This window comes from Spongiactinospora rosea (assembly GCF_003315795.1).
GTDB classification, from domain to species: Bacteria; Actinomycetota; Actinomycetes; order Streptosporangiales; family Streptosporangiaceae; genus Spongiactinospora; species Spongiactinospora rosea.
On sequence record NZ_QMEY01000005.1, the window covers coordinates 116,462 to 131,766 of the forward strand.

Sequence of the window (15,305 nt, forward strand, 5' to 3'; positions counted from 1 at the left end):
AAGGCCCCTGATGGCAACGACTCACCTCAAGGAGTCGGCTGCGGCCCCGGCCTCCCGCGTCCCGTCCGCCCCGCGGCGGCCGCGGCGGGGCCGGCGGCCGTGGGCCTACCTGGCCCCCGCCGTGCTCCTGCTGGGCGGCGTACTCGGCTACCCGGTGCTCGACGGGCTGTGGACCAGCTTCAACCACAGCATCCTGACCCAGCCGGGCGCCGACCGGTTCACAGGCCTTTCCAACTACGTGGCCGTGCTCACCGACCCGGTGCTGCTGACCGCGGTCTGGCACACGGTGATCTGGGGCGTGGCCAACCTGGTGCTCCAGTTGGTGCTCGGGTTCGCGCTCGCCATGCTCATGCACCAGAAGCTGGCCGGGCGGGCGTTCTTCCGCAGCGTGGTGATCATCCCGTGGATCGTTCCCTCCGTGGTGGTGGCGCTGGTCTGGCGGTTCCTGCTCGACCCGACCTCCGGGCCCTTCAACCAGCTCCTGCTCAACCTGGGCCTGGTCGACCAGTCGCCGCAGTGGCTGGCCGACGAGTCCACCGCGATGCCGGTGCTCATCCTGCTCAGCACCTGGAAGTGGACGCCGCTGGTGGCGGTCATCCTGCTGGCCGGGCTGCAGACCATCCCCAAGGAACTGCACGAGGCGGCGATGCTGGACGGCGCGGGCGCCCCGCAGCGGCTGCGGTACGTCATCATCCCGGGCATCCGCACGTCGATCGCGCTGGCCGGCCTGCTGACCGTGGGCTACTCGGTCAACAACTTCAACGGCATCTGGATGTTCACCAGGGGCGGACCGGCCGGGGCCACCGAGACCCTGACCACGCTCGCCTACCAGTACGCCTTCACGCAGTTCGACTTCGGGCGCGCGGCGGCGGTGGCGATGATCCTGTTCGCCTTCCTGTTCCTGCTGAGCACTGTCTACTTCTATCTGGTCGAGGGGCGGAAGCGATGAGGGCCTTGGGCAGGCCGCTGGTCTACGTCGGCGCGCTGGTGGCCGTGGTGCTGTTCGCGGGGCCGTTCGTGTTCATGGTCCTGTCCAGCTTCAAGCAGCCGCAGGAGCTGAACGGGGTCGTCAACGGGTTCCTGCCGCAGTCGCTGTACACCGGCAACTACGAGAACCTGTTCGCCACCGGCAACTTCCCGCTCTACTTCGTCAACAGCGCCGTGGTCGCGCTGCTCACCACGGTGCTCGCGCTGGTCGTGGCGATCCTGGCCGGGTACGCGCTGGCCCGCTTCCCCTTCACCGGGCGCAGGCTGCTGCTGCTCGCGGTGGTGGCCATGCAGATGTTCCCCGCGGTGCTGATGGCGATCCCGCTGTACAAGATCCTGCGCAACCTGGGCATGCTGGACGCCCGCAGCGGGCTGATCCTCGTCTACGTCACCTTCGCGCTGCCGTTCTGCATCTGGATGATGCGCAACTACTTCGTCACCGTGCCCAAGGAGATCGAGGAGGCCGCGCTGATCGACGGGTGCGGGCACTTCCGGGCGCTGTGGCGGGTGCTGCTGCCGCCCGCGCTGCCCGGCGTCACCGCGGCGGGCGCGTTCAGCATCATCCTGGCCTGGGACGAGTTCCTGTACGCCAACACGTTCGTCAACAGCGACGAGAAGCGCACGCTGTCGGTCGGCCTGGACTCCCTGGTCGGCCAGTACACCACCGACTGGGGCCAGCTCCTGGCGGGCGGCGTGCTGATGACGCTGCCGGTGGTGCTGATCTTCGCGTTCCTGCAGCGCTACCTCACCCAGATCGCGGGCGGCGGGGTGAAGGGGTGACGCTGCTGCGCGGCGCGTTGCTGCCGGGCGGCGGCACCGCGGACGTACGGCTGGCGGACGGCCTGGTCGAAGAGGTCGGCGACCTCGCGCCGCGCCCGGGGGAGGCGGTCAGCGACCTCGCCGGATGGCTGCTGCTCGGCGCGTTCGCCGAGCCGCACGTCCATCTGGACAAGGCGTTCACCGCCGGCCGGGCGGCCAACGCCACGGGGGATCTCGCAGGGGCGATGCTCGGCTACTCGGGCGTGGCCGCCGCTCCCGACCCCGCCGACATCGCCGCCCGCGCGCGGGCGGCACTGCGGCTGTTCCTGGCCGCGGGGGCCACCGCCGTGCGCTGCCAGACGGGCTGCGGGCCGCTTTCCGGGGTGCGCGCGGTGCGGGCGATGGCCGCGCTGCGCGAGGAGGTCGCCGCCGTCATCGACCTGCAGATCGTGGCGCACGCCGCGGTACCGCCCGGCGGGCCGCCCGCGCACCGCGAACTGCTGCGCGCGGCCGTCGCCGAGGGCGCCGACCTGATCGGCGGCAACCCGTTCAGCGAGCCCGACCCCCGCGCCGCGCTGGAGACCTGCTTCGAGGTCGCCGCCGAACTGGGGTGCGGGCTGGACCTGCACGTGGACGAGACCACCGACACCACGGGGCTGACCCTGCCGGACGTCGCCCGGCTGGCCGCCGCCCACCCCTTCCCGGTCACCGCGGCGCACTGCGTGGCGCTGGGCGCGCTGCCCGGGGCGGCGGCGCTGGAGGTGGCCGCCCAGACCGGCGCGGCCGGTGTCGGCGTGGTCACCCTGCCCGCCACCAACCTCTACCTCCAGGGCAGGAAGGACGGCCGGCGCGGGCTGACCGCGATCGGCGCGCTGCGCGAGCACGGCGTCACCGTCGCCGCGGGCGCGGACAACGTACAGGACCCGTTCAACCCGACCGGCCGCTGCGACCCGCTGGAGACCGCCTCGCTGCTGGTCACCGCCGGGCACCAGGACGTACGCGAGGCCGCCGCCATGGTGGGCCCGGACGCCCGCGCGCTGCTCGGGCTGCCGCCCGCCGGTCCCGAGCCGGGCGCGGCGGCCGACCTGGTCGCGGTACGCGCGGTCTCCCTGGGCGAGGCCGTGGCCCGCGCGCCCGCCGACCGCATCGTGTGGCGGCGCGGACGCGTGGTGTCCAGGACCATCGCCCGCACCGAGTTCGCCGCGGGCATCGACCTCTAGGCCCCGGCCGCCTCGGGGGCGGCCCGGTCCCGGTATCCGCAAAGCCGCATCCCGGCCTGCACGAGCGGGCCGATGGCCAGGGTGAACACGACCGTGCCGAGCCCGGCGGAGCCGCCGAGGGCGATCCCGAGGGCGAGGATCACCACCTCGATCAGGAACCTGGTCAGCCGGATGGAGATGCCGAACCTGCGGTGGACGCCGGTCATCAGGCCCTCACGCGGCCCGGCTCCCAGCCGGGGCGCGAGGTACATGCCCTGGCCGAGCGCGAACAGCGCGACCCCGCCGGCCATCAGCGCGCCGCGCGACCACCACTGCGTGGCGGGCGCGGTGACGGTCAGCAGCCGGTCGATGACGATCCCGGCGACGAACACGTTGAGCACCGTGCCGACGCCCGGCCGTTCGCGCAGCGGCCACCAGGGGAGCAGCGCGGCGAGCCCCACCAGGATGACGACCAGGCCGAAGCCGAGGCCGGTCCGGGTGGCCAGGCCCTGGTGCAGCACGTCCCAGGGGCCGAGACCCAGCTCGGCCCGGATGAGCATGGTGATCGCGACGCCGTTCAGCGTCAGCCCGGCCAGCACCATCGAAAGGCGCACGGCCAGATGCCGCTCCGCCGCGTCGCCGATGGCGGCCCGGCGCCACGGAACGCCGCCCATGTGCTCCCCCCACCGTCACCTCGCGGGGGGAGTCCTACGTTCCCACGGCCGTTCCCGGTGATGGAAACCGCCGCGCCGGAGCGGCTACCCCGGTGCCTTGAGCAGCGCGGACACCGCGGCCCGGTAGCGCTCGCAGAGCGCGGCGACGGTCTCCGGGCGGTGCAGGCGACGGCTGTACACCAGCCGCACGCCCAGCCGCCCCTCGACGACGGCGGCGTGGAACGACAGCGCCCATGGCCGCAGCGCCCGGTCGTCGCGGACCTTCATGCGGCGTTCCGGCGCCTGCCGCAGCGGCATCGCCCGTGGCGTTCCCTCGACGGAACCCAGGTAGTTGAAGGACACCTGCGCCGGGGACGGCGGCACCAGGGGTCCGTCCGGATGGCAGTGGCGCAACAGGCCGTAGGACAGCCCGGCGTGCGGCACCGCGCGCCACCGGGAACCGATCTCCCGCACGGCCCGCGCCGGGTCCGCGTCCGGGGCGATCGGGACGCGCAGCGGGAAGACGGAGGAGAACCAGCCGATCGTGCGGCTGACGTCCATGCGGGGGTCGGCCGGCCGCCTGCCGTGGTCGAACAGGTCCACGACAAGTTCGCCGGGGGCGCCGATCCGGTCGCCGAGCGCGAGTGCGAGCGCGGTGAGCAGGGCTTCGTGGACCCGCCCGGCGAAGGCCGCGCGCAGGGCGTCCGTCGTGGGGGCGTCGATCCGGAACCCGGTGGTGGCCGCCGATCCCTCGTCCGCGGGGCCGAGGACGTGGTCCGGTGGCGGCAGGTACGCGCCCGAGGCCACCTGCGCCGTCCAGAAGCCGCGGTCGCCGAGGACGGCCGGGTCGCGGGCGTGCCCGGCCAGCCACCGCGCCCAGGTGGCGTACGAGACGGGTACGGGCGGCGGGGACGCCGCCCGCCCGGTCGCCGGCAGGTCGTAGGCGCTGAACAGTTCTTCGCGCAGCATCGCGGTGGAGGGGCCGTCCACGGCGAGGTGGTGGACGCTGAGCAGCAGCAGGTCCGGCTGCCCGGGCGGGGTGACGCCGTACAGGATGAAGAGCAGCGGCCCCTCGGCGAGGCCGCGCCCGGCCTGGAGCCGCGCGGCATGCGCGTCGAGGGCGTCCATCCGGCCGGCGGGAGGGACCTCCGTCAGGTCGATCGGGTGCACCAGGGGCTGGGCGCTCTCGCCGCGCCTTCCAATGGTCTGCCGCCAGCCGTCCTGCGTGCGTGTGAAGCGCAGCCGCAGGGCGTCGTGGCGGTCGATGACCTCGATCGCCGCTCGTTCCAGCAGGCCGATGTCGATGCGGCGGTCCACCTCGTAGACGATCACCTGGTCCCAGTGCTGCGGGGCCGGGTTGTCCAGGCCGAAGAAGCGGTGCTGGATCGGCGTCAGCGGCACGGGGGAGTCGTCCGGCGGGTCCTCGTCCGGTGGGGGACCGGCCGGATCGAGGGTCACGGCGGCGCTCAGCTCGGCTATGGTCGGACGGCTTAGGACGTCCTGCGGACTCAGGCGCAGGCCGTGCTCCCTGGCCTGGGCGACGATGCCGAGGCTGCTGAGGGAGTCGCCGCCGAGGGCGAAGAAGTCGTCGTGCGGTGCGATCGGCGAGCGGCCGAGCACCCGTTCCCAGATGGCGGTGAGCCGCCTCTCCACCGGGCCGGAGGCGGTCCGGGCGCTCTCCGGCGCGGTACCGGGGGACGGCAGGCGGGCATGGTCGATCTTGCCGTTGGCCGAGAGCGGGAGGGCGGGCACGGCGACCCACGCGGACGGGATCATGTGGTCCGGCAGCCGCCGCGCGAGCCGGTCGCGCAGTTCCCCCGGGAGGCCGGGCGCGTTCCCCGTCGTGACGACCCAGGCCACCAGCCGGCCGTCCCGCAGCCCCACCGCGGCCTCCGCGATGCCCGGATGTCCGGCCAGGACGGCGGACACCTCCACCGGCTCCACGCGATGGCCCCGGATGTCGAGCTGGTCATCGGCGCGGCCCAGGAACTCCAGCCGCCCGCCGGGCAGCCACCGGACGAGATCCCCGGTCCGGTACAGTCGCGCTCCCGGCGGGCCCGCGGGATCGGCCACGAACCGTGCGGCGGTCAGCGCCGGGCGGCCGGCGTAGCCGCGGGCGACACCGGCACCGCCGAGCCACAGCTCCCCGGGCACGCCCACCGGCACGGGCCGCATCGCGCCGTCGAGAACCCGGGCCACGGTGCCGCCCACCGGCCGCCCGATGGGGACCGTCGCCCCGTAGCCGTCCGCACCGCCCGTGACGTGCTCGACCGTGCTGGTGATGGTCGCCTCGGTGACACCGTAGGCGTTCACCACCTGCACCCGTTCGGCATCCGGGCCGTCCCAGTCGCGCAGGGCGGCGGCCGGGACGGCGGAGCCGCCCACCACCACCATGCGCAGCGACGGGGGCAGGGCGGTGCCCATGCGGCGGCGTTCCGCCGCCCAGTGCGTCCAGTAGGCGGTGGGGAGGTTGGCCACGGTGACGCCCGTCCGGCGCAGGTGCGCGGTCAGGTCCGGTACCGAGACCACCCGATTCGGGGCGATCTCGACGCGGCCTCCGGCGAGCCAGGTCGGGAAGATCTCCTCCGTAGCGACGTCGAAGCCCAGCGCCGAGAACTGCAGGACGCGGTCGTCCGCGCTCAGCCCGAAGGCGTCGATCATCGCGTACGCGTGGTTCAGCAGCGCGCGGTGCTCGACCATCACCCCGTTGGGCTCGCCGGTCGTGCCGGAGGTGTACATGACGTAGGCGAGGTCCTCGGGAGCGGGCCGGTGTCCCAGCGGTCCGTCCGGCTGCGCCGCGATGTCGCCCGCCGCGCAGTCGAGGCAGATGACGCGCGCCGGGCCGAAGAGCGCCGGGTCGTGGGCGATGTGCCCGCCGTCGATGTCGTGGCCGGTCAGCATCAGCCGGGCGCCGCTGTCGCGGATCATGTGGCGAAGGCGTTCCGGTGGGTGGTCGTGGTCCATCGGCAGGTACGCCGCGCCCGACTTGAGCACGCCCAGCAGCGCGACCAGCGTCTGCGGCGTCCGCGCGCCCAGGACCCCGACCAGGTACTCCGGCCCCGCGCCGGCCTGGCGCAGGTGGCGGGCCAGCCGGTTCGACCTGCGGTTCAGCTCACCGTGGGTGAGGTGCCGGTCCAGGAGGCATACCGCGGGGGCGTCGGGCCGGTCGGCGGCCCGCCGTTCCAGGAGCGCCGGGAGTGTGACATCGGATGGTACGGGACAAAGAGGACCCTGGCCCCATGCCTCCAGCGTGTCCTTCTCGTCCGCGCCAAGGATCTCCACCGCGGCGAGCGGTGTGCCCGGTTCGGCGAGCATCCCCTCGATCGCCGCGGCGTAGTGGGACAGCAGCGATCTGACCGTCGCCCGGGAGAAGGCGGTGGTGTCGTACTCGGCCACCACCGAAGGGCGGCCGCCGGCCGGATCGACCAGCAGGGACAGCGGGAACTTCGCGTGTCCGGCGTGGGCCGGCAGCAACGAGACGTCCAGCGACAGGTGATCGATCCGCTCCGGGACGGTGGCGCCGCTCCCGACGTTGAACATGATCTGGAAGGGCGTCGCGGCGTGGGAGCCGGAGCCGCGGCGGCGGCGCGCGACGAGCGTTTCGAAGGGCAGGTCCCGGTGGTCCAGCATCCCGACCACGGTGGCGCGGCAGCGCTCAAGGTACTCGCCGACGGACGGTCCGCCGCGAAGGTCCATGCGCAGCAGGCAGGTGTTGACGAACGGCCCGACGGCGCGGAACGCGCCCGGGCGCAGGCGCGTCGTCACCGGGGTGCCGACGACGAACTCCTCCAGCCCACCGTGCCGGTGCAGCAGGTACCCGAACGCCGCGGAGAGCACGACGAAAGGGGTCAACCGCCGATCCCGGCTCAGCGCCCGTACCCGCTCGTACAGTCCGGCCGGCAACTCGGCGCGCTCCTCGCCCGCGGGGCCCGCGCCGCCGGGCGGCACGCTCTGCGGCAGCGGATGGGCCGGAGGGTCCCCCTCCAACTCGCGCAGCCAGTAGTCCATCGAGGGGCCGGCCTCGCCGTCGCGCAGCCGGCGGCGCTCCTGCTCGGCGTGGCCGGGGTACTGGCAGGAGACCGGCGGCAGCCGCGGCTCACCGCCCGCGAGGCGCGCGGCGTACGCGCCGAACAGTTCGTCGAGCAGAACGACCCATGAGCCCTCGTCGCAGACGATGTGGTGCAGCACGAGCAGCAGGACGTGGTGCTCGTCGCCGAGCCTCAGCACGACGCACCGCAGCAGCGGGGCGTGCGCCAGCGCGAACGGCTCGCCGATCGCCGCCTCGATCTCGGCCGCGACCCGCCCGGGCGCGGAGGTCAGGTCCACGACGGAAGGGCGTACCGGCACATAGGGGTGGACGACCTGCACGAGTTCGCCGTCGTCGCGCTGCCGGAACCCGCAGCGCAGCGCCTCGTGACGGCTCACGACGTCCTGGAGGGCGAGCCGCAGGGCGGCGAGGTCGAACCGGCCGCGCAGGTCGAGGGCCAGCGACTCGTGGTAGGCGCGATTCGCGGGGTCGAACTGCTGCGTGAGCCACATGCGCTCCTGCGCCGGACCGGCCTGGACGACGCGTTTCATCGTTCCGCCTCCTTCAGGTGGGACAGCGCGGCGGCCATGGTCCGTACCGTCGGGTGCGCGAAGAGCGTGCTCAGCGGCACCTCGCTGCCGGTCAGCCGTTCCAGATGGGCTCGCACGGTCAGCAGCGTGACCGATGTCCCGCCCGCGTCGAAGAAGTTGTCGTCGAGCCCGTCGTACGGTACGCCGAGCGCCGCCGACCAGATGGCGGCGATCCGCTCGGCCACCGGGCCGCCGGCGCGCGGGACCGGGGCGGGCCGTGCGGGCAGCAGGCGCGGGTCGGGTTTGCCGTGCGGGTTGAGCGGGATCGCCGCGACCAGCACGATGTCGGCCGGTACGAGTGCCACGGGCAGCAGGGCGGCGAGATGGCCCCGCACGTCGGCCGCGGTCAACCCCGGACCGGCCGGTTCCACGTACGCGGTCAGCACCTCGACGCCGGTCTCGCCCGGCCCGGTCACCAGGCATTCGCGGACCTGCGGGTGGGTGCGCGCCAGGTACTCGATCTCGCCGGGCTCGGCGCGGGTGCCGTGTAGGTCGAGCTGCCGATCCAGCCTGCCCCCGAACTCGATCCGCCCGTCCGGGCGGCGGCAGCCCCGGTCGCCCGTGCGGTAGCGGCGCACCCCTGGGCCGTCCTCCGGGACGGAGTGGAAGCGTTGCGCGGTCGCCACGTCATCGCCGAGATAGCCGAGGGCGAGGTGCGGGCCGCTCACCACGATCTCCCCGGCGACGTTCACCGGCGCCGGACGGCCGTCCGGCTCGACGACCAGCAGGCGGGCCTCCCCGTAGCCGGTGCCGATCAGGGGCGCGGCGCGGGCGTCGGACGGGTCGGCGACGGCGACGACCTGAGGCGTCTCGGTGGCGCCGTAGTAGGACTCCAGGCGCGCGTTCGGCGCCATTCGGCGGGCGGAGTGGACGTCGCCCGGCTCGACGGCGGCCCCGCCGAAGCCCAGCAGCCGCACGGCGGGCAGGGTGATCCGGGCGGCCTGCGCGGCACCGGCCAGGACGCGGACCGTCGCCGGGGTCGCGTACAGGACGCCGACGCGCCCCCCGGCCAGCCAGGAGACGAGCCGCGCCGGGTTCGCCGCCTCCTCCGGGCCGGGGATCAGCAGGGCCGCGCCGCTGGTCAGCGGGACGAGCACCTCGCGCAGCAGCGGATCATGCCCGATCCCGGCCAGCAGGGCGAACCGGTCGCCCGGCCCGATGCCGTGCTCGGCCCGATGCCGCTCGGTGAACGCCGCCAACGGCCCCCGCCCCACCACGACCCCCCGCGGCTCGGCGGTGGTCCCGGAGGTGAACGCGATATAGGCCGCCTCCACCGGCACCTCGCCGGTCACCCCGGTCGTGCCGGCATCGGCGCGTGGTAGGCGGGAGAGGCCGCGGCCGTCCGCCGTCGCGCCCGGGGCGGTGGCGTCGATCCAGGTGCGCGGCAGGCTGCGGGCCGCCATCCGGCGGAGCCGTGGTCCGGGATGGGCGCGGTCGAGCAGAACGAAAGGGGTGCCGGTGCGCAGGGCCGCGAGGATGCCGACGACCAGGCGCGGGGTGCGGTCGGCGAGGATCGCGACGGGGCGGCCGGGACCCGCGCCCGCGTGCCGCAGTTCCCCGGCCTGTTCGTCCACCGCCTGCGCGAGCCGCCGATAGGTCCAGCCGGTGCTGCCGGTTCGCAGGGCGAGCCGGTCCGGGTGGGCGGACGCGGCGGCCGTGAACAGTTCGCCGATGTCCGGTGCGGCCTGCTCCGGCGCGGGGGCGCGCGGGGGGACCGGCGCGGCGGACAGCATCTCGCCCACCGGCCCGTCCGGGGCGGCGCAGGCGTTCGCGTAGACCTCCCGGCAGTGTCCCGCCAGCGCGGCGATTCTGTCCCTGTCGTAGAGGTCGGCGTCGTACACCAGCTCGACCTCGATACGGTCCGGATGCTCGGTCAGGTAACAGGAGAGGTCGAACAGCGCGCCGGGCACCGGCGGGCTCGACGCCTGCACGGCGCAGCCGTCGAGCCGCAGCGGATGCCTCGGGTACGAGAGCATGTTGCACCAGAACCGGAACAACGGGTTGGCCCCCGGCTGCCTGGGCGGCCGGAGTTCGGCGACCACCCGCGCGAACGGCGCCTCGTCGTGCGACAGGGCGGCGAGCAGTTCCTCGTGGAAGGCGGCGGCGTTCCCGGCGAATGAAGCCCGGCCGTCCACGGTGCACGGCACGGCCAGGGAGTTGTTGAAGAATCCGACGCTCCCGGCGCGTTCCGGGTCGGCGCGGCCCGCGACCGGCACGCCCAGGACGAAACCGGGCTGCCCCAGATAGCGGGCGATGACCGTGGTGAAGCCGGTCGCGAGGACGCTGAACAGGCCGATCCCGCGTGACCTGGCCAGCGCGCGGAGCGCTTCCGTCGCCGCCCGGTCGAGGGTGAACCCCAGCCGGTCCGCGGCGAAGCGCGGCTCGCGGCGGCGCGGCCGCTGCATGGGCAGCGACCGCGGGACCGGCGCGGCCGACAGCCGCCGCTTCCAGTACTCGACGTGCCGGGCGACCCGTTCCCGCTGCTCCGGGTCGCGCTCGGCCTTGGCGAAGTCCGTCGCCTGGGCCGCCTCGGGCAGGTTCGGTTCTTGCCCGGCCCTGATCGACCGGTAGGCCGCGGACAGGTCCCGCTGCACGATCTCCACCGACCAGCCGTCACTGAACAGGTGATGTGCCACGAGCAGCAGGGCGTGCCGCCGGGCGGCGAGCCGGAACAGCCGCACCCGAAGCGGCGGCTCGGCGCGCAGGTCCCACGCGGCGGTGCTCGCCTCCCCGGCGAGCCGCCGCAGTTCGGCCGCCTGCCGCTCGCCAGAGAGCCCGGCCAGGTCGGTGACGTCGAGCGGGAGCGGTTCGGCGGGCCCCACCCGCTGCGCGACCGTGGAACCCACCTCCACCAGGGTGGAGCGCAGCGCGGTGTGCCGCTCGCGTACGGCGAGCAGCGCGCGGCCCAGCGCGGCGGTGTCCAGCGGGCCGGTGATCTCGTGCAGCGTCGGGATGTGGTAGGCGCGGTTGTCCGGGTACATGCGGTGCAGCAGGAACAGCGCCTCCTGCGCGGCGGACAGCGGGGCCAGCGGTGCGCCGGAACGGGCCGGGGCCGCAGGCCGCCCGAAGTCCGCGTTCCGGGCGTCCAGCGACGCCGCGAACCCGGCGATGGTCGGGTTCGCGTAGACGTCCGCGACCGTGACATCGGCCCCTGTGTCGCGGCGTACGTGCCCGGCGACGCGGATGGCGGCCAGCGAATGACCTCCCACGTCGAGGAAGTGCGTGTGCACGCCGTGGGCGGTGCCGCCGAGCACGCGGGCCCAGACCCCCTGGACGTACCTCTCGCCGTCGCTCGCCGGACGCCCGTCCCCGTCCGGGGCGAGCGGTGGCGTCCGGCGGGCGAGCCGGGCCCGGTCCAGCTTGCCGTGCGCGGTCACCGGCAGCCGGTCGACGACGGCGATGACGCCGGGCACGAGGTACGCGGGCAGGCGGGCCGCCAGGTGCGCGCGCAGCGTCTCGGCGGCGGCGTCGAGCGGTTCGGCCGGCTCGACGTAGGCGCACAGCAGGTCGGGGGCGTCGTGCGGGCAGGTGACGGCCGCCGCGCGGACCGCCCGGTGCTCCAGGAGCACGGCCTCGATCTCGCCGGGCTCGACTCGGTGGCCGCGTACCTTGAGCTGGTCGTCGGCCCGGCCGACGAACATCAGCTCGCCGTCGGCCCGCTCGCGCACCAGGTCGCCGGTCCGGTACGCGCGCACCCTGCCCGTACCGACGTCGATCCACCTGAACGCGGCGGCGGTCGCCTCCGGCGCCCGGTGGTAGCCGTGCGCCACGCCCGCGCCGCTCACGTACAGCTCACCGACCTCGCCCGGCGATACCGGCCCCAGGCGCGGATCGAGGACATGGACCTGGGAGCCGCCGACCGGCCGGCCGATCGGCGTCCGGCCGAGCGAGCCGTCCGCCGCGGGTTCGGCGGGCACCTCGTAGACGGTCGCGCAGACGTGCGCCTCGGTCGGGCCGTACCCGTTCAGCACCCGCGCCCCGCCGGCCGCGACGGCGATGCGGCGCAGCAGCCGCTCCTGGATCGGCTCCACGCCGACCAGCAGCCGCCGCAGGCCAAGGCTTCCCGGGCCGGCCTCGGCACGGTCCGCGAGGTCGGCCAGCAGGAACGGCGGGACGTACGCGCTCGCGACGCGCTCGGCCGCGAGCAGGTCCAGGAAGCCGGTGGGGTCCGTCCGCACGGCGGGCGGGACGACCAGCAGCTCACCGCCGAGCAGCGCCGAGAAGATCTCGTACACCGAGACGTCGAAGCCCGGCGCGGTCCACCACGCGCACACCGCGCCCACCGGCACCGGCGCCCGCGCGATGAGGTCGCCGAGCAGGGACAGCACGCCCCGATGGTGGCAGCGCACCCCCTTGGGTCGCCCCGTCGACCCGGATGTGTAGAGGACGTACGCGAGCGCGTCGTCCCCGGCCATGACCGGCTCGGGTGGGGCCGGGCCGTCCAGCCTGATCGGCAGGCTCCGGACGCCCTCCGGGAGCGAGACCTCCCCGGCAACGAGACACGCGGCAGGCCCCGCGTCCTCCAGCAGTCGCCCGATGCGGGCCGGTGGCAGCTCGGGGTCCACCGGGAGGAACGCCGCCCCGGCGGCGAGGACCCCGGCGACGCCCGCCACGTACGGCACCGAAGGCCCGGCGCACACGGCGACGACCTCACCGGGCCGGACGCCGGCCGCCCGCAGATCGGCGGCGACCGTCCGGGCGGCGTGGTCCAGTTCCCGGTAGGTCAGCCGGGTCAGCGGGTCGCGGACCGCCGTCAGGCCGGGGTCGAGCCGCGCCCGCGCGGCGATCAGCGCGTAGAGCCCGCCCGCCGCGGCGACCCGCTCCGGCGCGGGCCGCTCCCCGCGCCACAGCGCCGCCACGACCTCTTCCGCGATCCGCCCGTCAGCCACGGCCCGCCTCCCGCGCCCTTTCCGAAGCGGCGTTCGCCAAGGCGGCCTCCCGGACGCAGACGAGCCGGAACTCGGCCGTGTACCGCCGCCCGAGGTCGTCGCGCAACCACAGGTCGCCCGGCCCGGGCAGCATCTCGGTGAGCGTCAGGTGCCCGTCCGGGTGCTCGTCCGCCCGCCGGGTGAGCCGGTGCGCGAGCACTTCGAGCGACGCGTCGTTCTCGACGTCGAGCAGGAACGGCTTGCGTTCGCCCGTGACCGCGGCGAACAGGTGGCGGTGCCGCGCCGACGTGGCGGCCGCGAGCGCGGCGGCGAGCCGCCGCGGGCCCTGCGCCGCGCGCGGCAACTCCCGCAGCGGCAGCCTCCAGCGTTCCCGGCTCACCACCAGGTCGTCGATGGTGACCCGCGGCCGGTACGGCGCGGGCGGCAGGACGGCGAACCGTTGCGCCGCGGCATGGCTGAGCTGGTCGCCGATGACCTCGGTGAGCCCGGCGACGTGCTCGCCGGTGACGGTGCGGACGATGGCCGTCTCGCCGTCCAGGTGGACGCGCAGCGCGGCGACGGGGATCGTCCGGGCCGCCGCGGGCTGGTAGGGCGGCTCGCCGCCGGTGCCCAGGTAGGTGTCGGAGGCGGGCAGGTGGCAGTCGGGCGGCATCGTCCGGGAGTTCAGGATCGAGCCGCGCAGCAGGTAGAGCGGGACGAACTTGCCCTCGGTGTCGGCGGCGATCCGCGCGTGCAGCGCCGCCCGGTCGGGATGCGCCCGGTCGAAGGGCTGGTGGTCGGTCGCGTTCAGCCCGGCGTGCAGTTCGCCGAGCACCGCGAGGTACCGTCCCGCCGCGAGGTCGGCCTGGGAGGCGGCGGCGAACATGACGTCCGGGCTCTGCCAGCGGGCCCGGGTCCAGCGCGGCTCCCCGGTCGCGAACGACGCGGCGGCCCGGTCCAGGAGCGCCGCGCTGCGCACTCGTACGGCCGGGCCTTCGGCCGGAACGCCGAGCAGCGCGCTCCAGCGGCGGGTCAGTTCCGCGGCGACCGCGTCGGCGGGACCCGCGGCCCCCGGCACCGACAGCGGTTCGAGCGCGTCGAGCACCGTCGCGAGGGGCACCCCACCGGCCTCGCGCGCGGGTACGCCGAACCGCTCGGCCGCCAGCCGCTCGTACGCGTCCGCCACCGCGTTGCAGAACCAGAGCGAGGAGTCGAGCAGCAGTGTCAGCGGAGCGGCCAACCGGCCCAGCACGCCGGTGCCGAGCCGGACGTCGAGATCGGCCACGGTGTCCTCGTAGACGAGGGTCCGCCCGGCGTAAAACTCGGCGTGGCGGCGGTCGGGATCTCGGCTGGTCAGGCCGGTGAAGGCGGCCCGCAGGTCGTGCTGGGCCCGTTCGACCGCCGCGTGGTCGCCGCCCGCCGCCGCGACCCGCTCCCGCGCGGCCACCAGGGCGTCGAGGTCGGCCAGCGCGGCGGCCCGCCGCGGCGGGTCGGAGACCCCGAGCAACTGGCCGCGCAGCGACCGTTCCGGCGCGACGCCGCGCCGGACGGCGAAGCCGGAGGTCAGGATGCCCATCGCGCGCAGCCGGGCGAGGCGGCGCGGGACTTCGCCCGCGCCCTGCGGCCCGTACTCGGCGGCGAGGTCGGCGCCGGTGCGCCGGCCGTCCACGAGCGCGAGCAGCCGCAGGTCGGCCTCGGCCGCCCGGAGCAGGCTGCCGTCGGCCAGCATCACCCCGGCCTCGGAGCGGTGCAGCCCCGGCGCGAGATGGACGACGGTCCACGGGGTCAGCGCGTGCCGCCGTTCCAGCGCGTCCGCGATCGCCTGCACCGCCCACAGCTCGAAGGAGGCGCGCCGGGCCCGTGGGGGCCGCCCCGCCGCAGTGACCGCGGTGCCGCCCTCCGACCAGGCGCCCCAGGCCGCGGGGCCGAAGAAGCCGATCGTGTCGTTCTTGGCGCAGTACCGCTGGGCGTAGGACGTGATCGCCCGCCGGAACGCGCGGCGGTCGCTCGGCCGCTCCCGCCCCCGGCCGGGCCGCAGCCGGGCGGTGAGCCGGGGGTTCTGCCACGCCAGGGCCTCGCGGAAGAGCGGCTGCGCGAGCAGGCCGGCGTCGTCCAGGGCGAGCCAGTCGAAGGGCAGCCCGGCGGGGCGTACGACGAAGGTGTCCCAGACCGCCCAGCCGGGCCCGAGCGGGCGGAGCCGCACGGGGCGAACGGCCTCCCCG

7 protein-coding genes are annotated in these 15,305 nt (G+C 75.2%); 3 read left to right on the forward strand and 4 right to left on the reverse strand.

Features of this window, described 5'->3' with window-relative positions; genetic code table 11:
- The first annotated feature begins 10 nt into the window (after window positions 1–10).
- Genes DP939_RS14815 through DP939_RS14825 form a run of 3 tightly spaced genes read left to right on the forward strand, consistent with a single transcriptional unit; the run spans window position 11 to window position 2,966 of the window.
- Window positions 11–949 (forward strand): carbohydrate ABC transporter permease, encoded by a 939-nt coding sequence (locus tag DP939_RS14815; RefSeq protein ID WP_113981272.1) that lies wholly within the window; start codon window positions 11–13, stop codon window positions 947–949.
- Window positions 946–1,767, forward strand: a complete 822-nt coding sequence (locus DP939_RS14820) for a carbohydrate ABC transporter permease (RefSeq protein ID WP_113981273.1) — start codon at window positions 946–948, stop codon at window positions 1,765–1,767. Before DP939_RS14815 ends, DP939_RS14820 begins: the two co-directional genes overlap by 4 nt.
- On the forward strand, window positions 1,764–2,966 hold the full coding sequence (locus tag DP939_RS14825; RefSeq protein WP_113981274.1) for an amidohydrolase family protein: 1,203 nt from the start codon (window positions 1,764–1,766) through the stop codon (window positions 2,964–2,966). The genes DP939_RS14820 and DP939_RS14825 overlap by 4 nt, the downstream gene beginning before the upstream one ends.
- On the opposite strand, the gene DP939_RS14830 is transcribed toward DP939_RS14825, so the two are convergent.
- The 4 genes from DP939_RS14830 to DP939_RS14845 all read right to left on the reverse strand — a co-directional run bounded on the left by DP939_RS14830 (window position 2,963) and on the right by DP939_RS14845 (window position 15,286).
- On the reverse strand, window positions 2,963–3,619 hold the full coding sequence (locus DP939_RS14830) for a YczE/YyaS/YitT family protein (protein ID WP_199565175.1): 657 nt from the start codon (window positions 3,617–3,619) through the stop codon (window positions 2,963–2,965). The two genes, DP939_RS14825 and DP939_RS14830, sit on opposite strands and share 4 nt — an antisense overlap.
- A gap of 84 nt (window positions 3,620–3,703) precedes the next feature.
- Window positions 3,704–8,176, reverse strand: coding sequence for a non-ribosomal peptide synthetase (locus DP939_RS14835; protein WP_113981275.1), 4,473 nt, complete (start codon window positions 8,174–8,176; stop codon window positions 3,704–3,706).
- The gene (locus DP939_RS14840; protein ID WP_113981276.1) at window positions 8,173–13,104 is read right to left on the reverse strand and encodes a non-ribosomal peptide synthetase; all 4,932 of its coding nucleotides are present in this window, start codon (window positions 13,102–13,104) and stop codon (window positions 8,173–8,175) included. Before DP939_RS14840 ends, DP939_RS14835 begins: the two co-directional genes overlap by 4 nt.
- Entirely contained in the window at window positions 13,097–15,286 is a 2,190-nt protein-coding gene (locus tag DP939_RS14845) for a lantibiotic dehydratase (protein ID WP_147267998.1), read from the reverse strand. The genes DP939_RS14840 and DP939_RS14845 overlap by 8 nt, the downstream gene beginning before the upstream one ends.
- Between the last annotated feature and the right edge of the window lie 19 nt (window positions 15,287–15,305).

Excerpts from the sequence above, each read along its gene's own strand:
- DP939_RS14815 (WP_113981272.1), top strand. The coding sequence starts at position 11 with ATGGCAACGACTCACCTCAAGGAGTCGGCTGCGGCCCCGGCCTCCCGC.
- DP939_RS14820 (WP_113981273.1), top strand. The coding sequence starts at position 946 with ATGAGGGCCTTGGGCAGGCCGCTGGTCTACGTCGGCGCGCTGGTGGCC.
- DP939_RS14830 (WP_199565175.1), bottom strand. The coding sequence starts at position 3,619 with ATGGGCGGCGTTCCGTGGCGCCGGGCCGCCATCGGCGACGCGGCGGAG.
- DP939_RS14835 (WP_113981275.1), bottom strand. The coding sequence starts at position 8,176 with ATGAAACGCGTCGTCCAGGCCGGTCCGGCGCAGGAGCGCATGTGGCTC.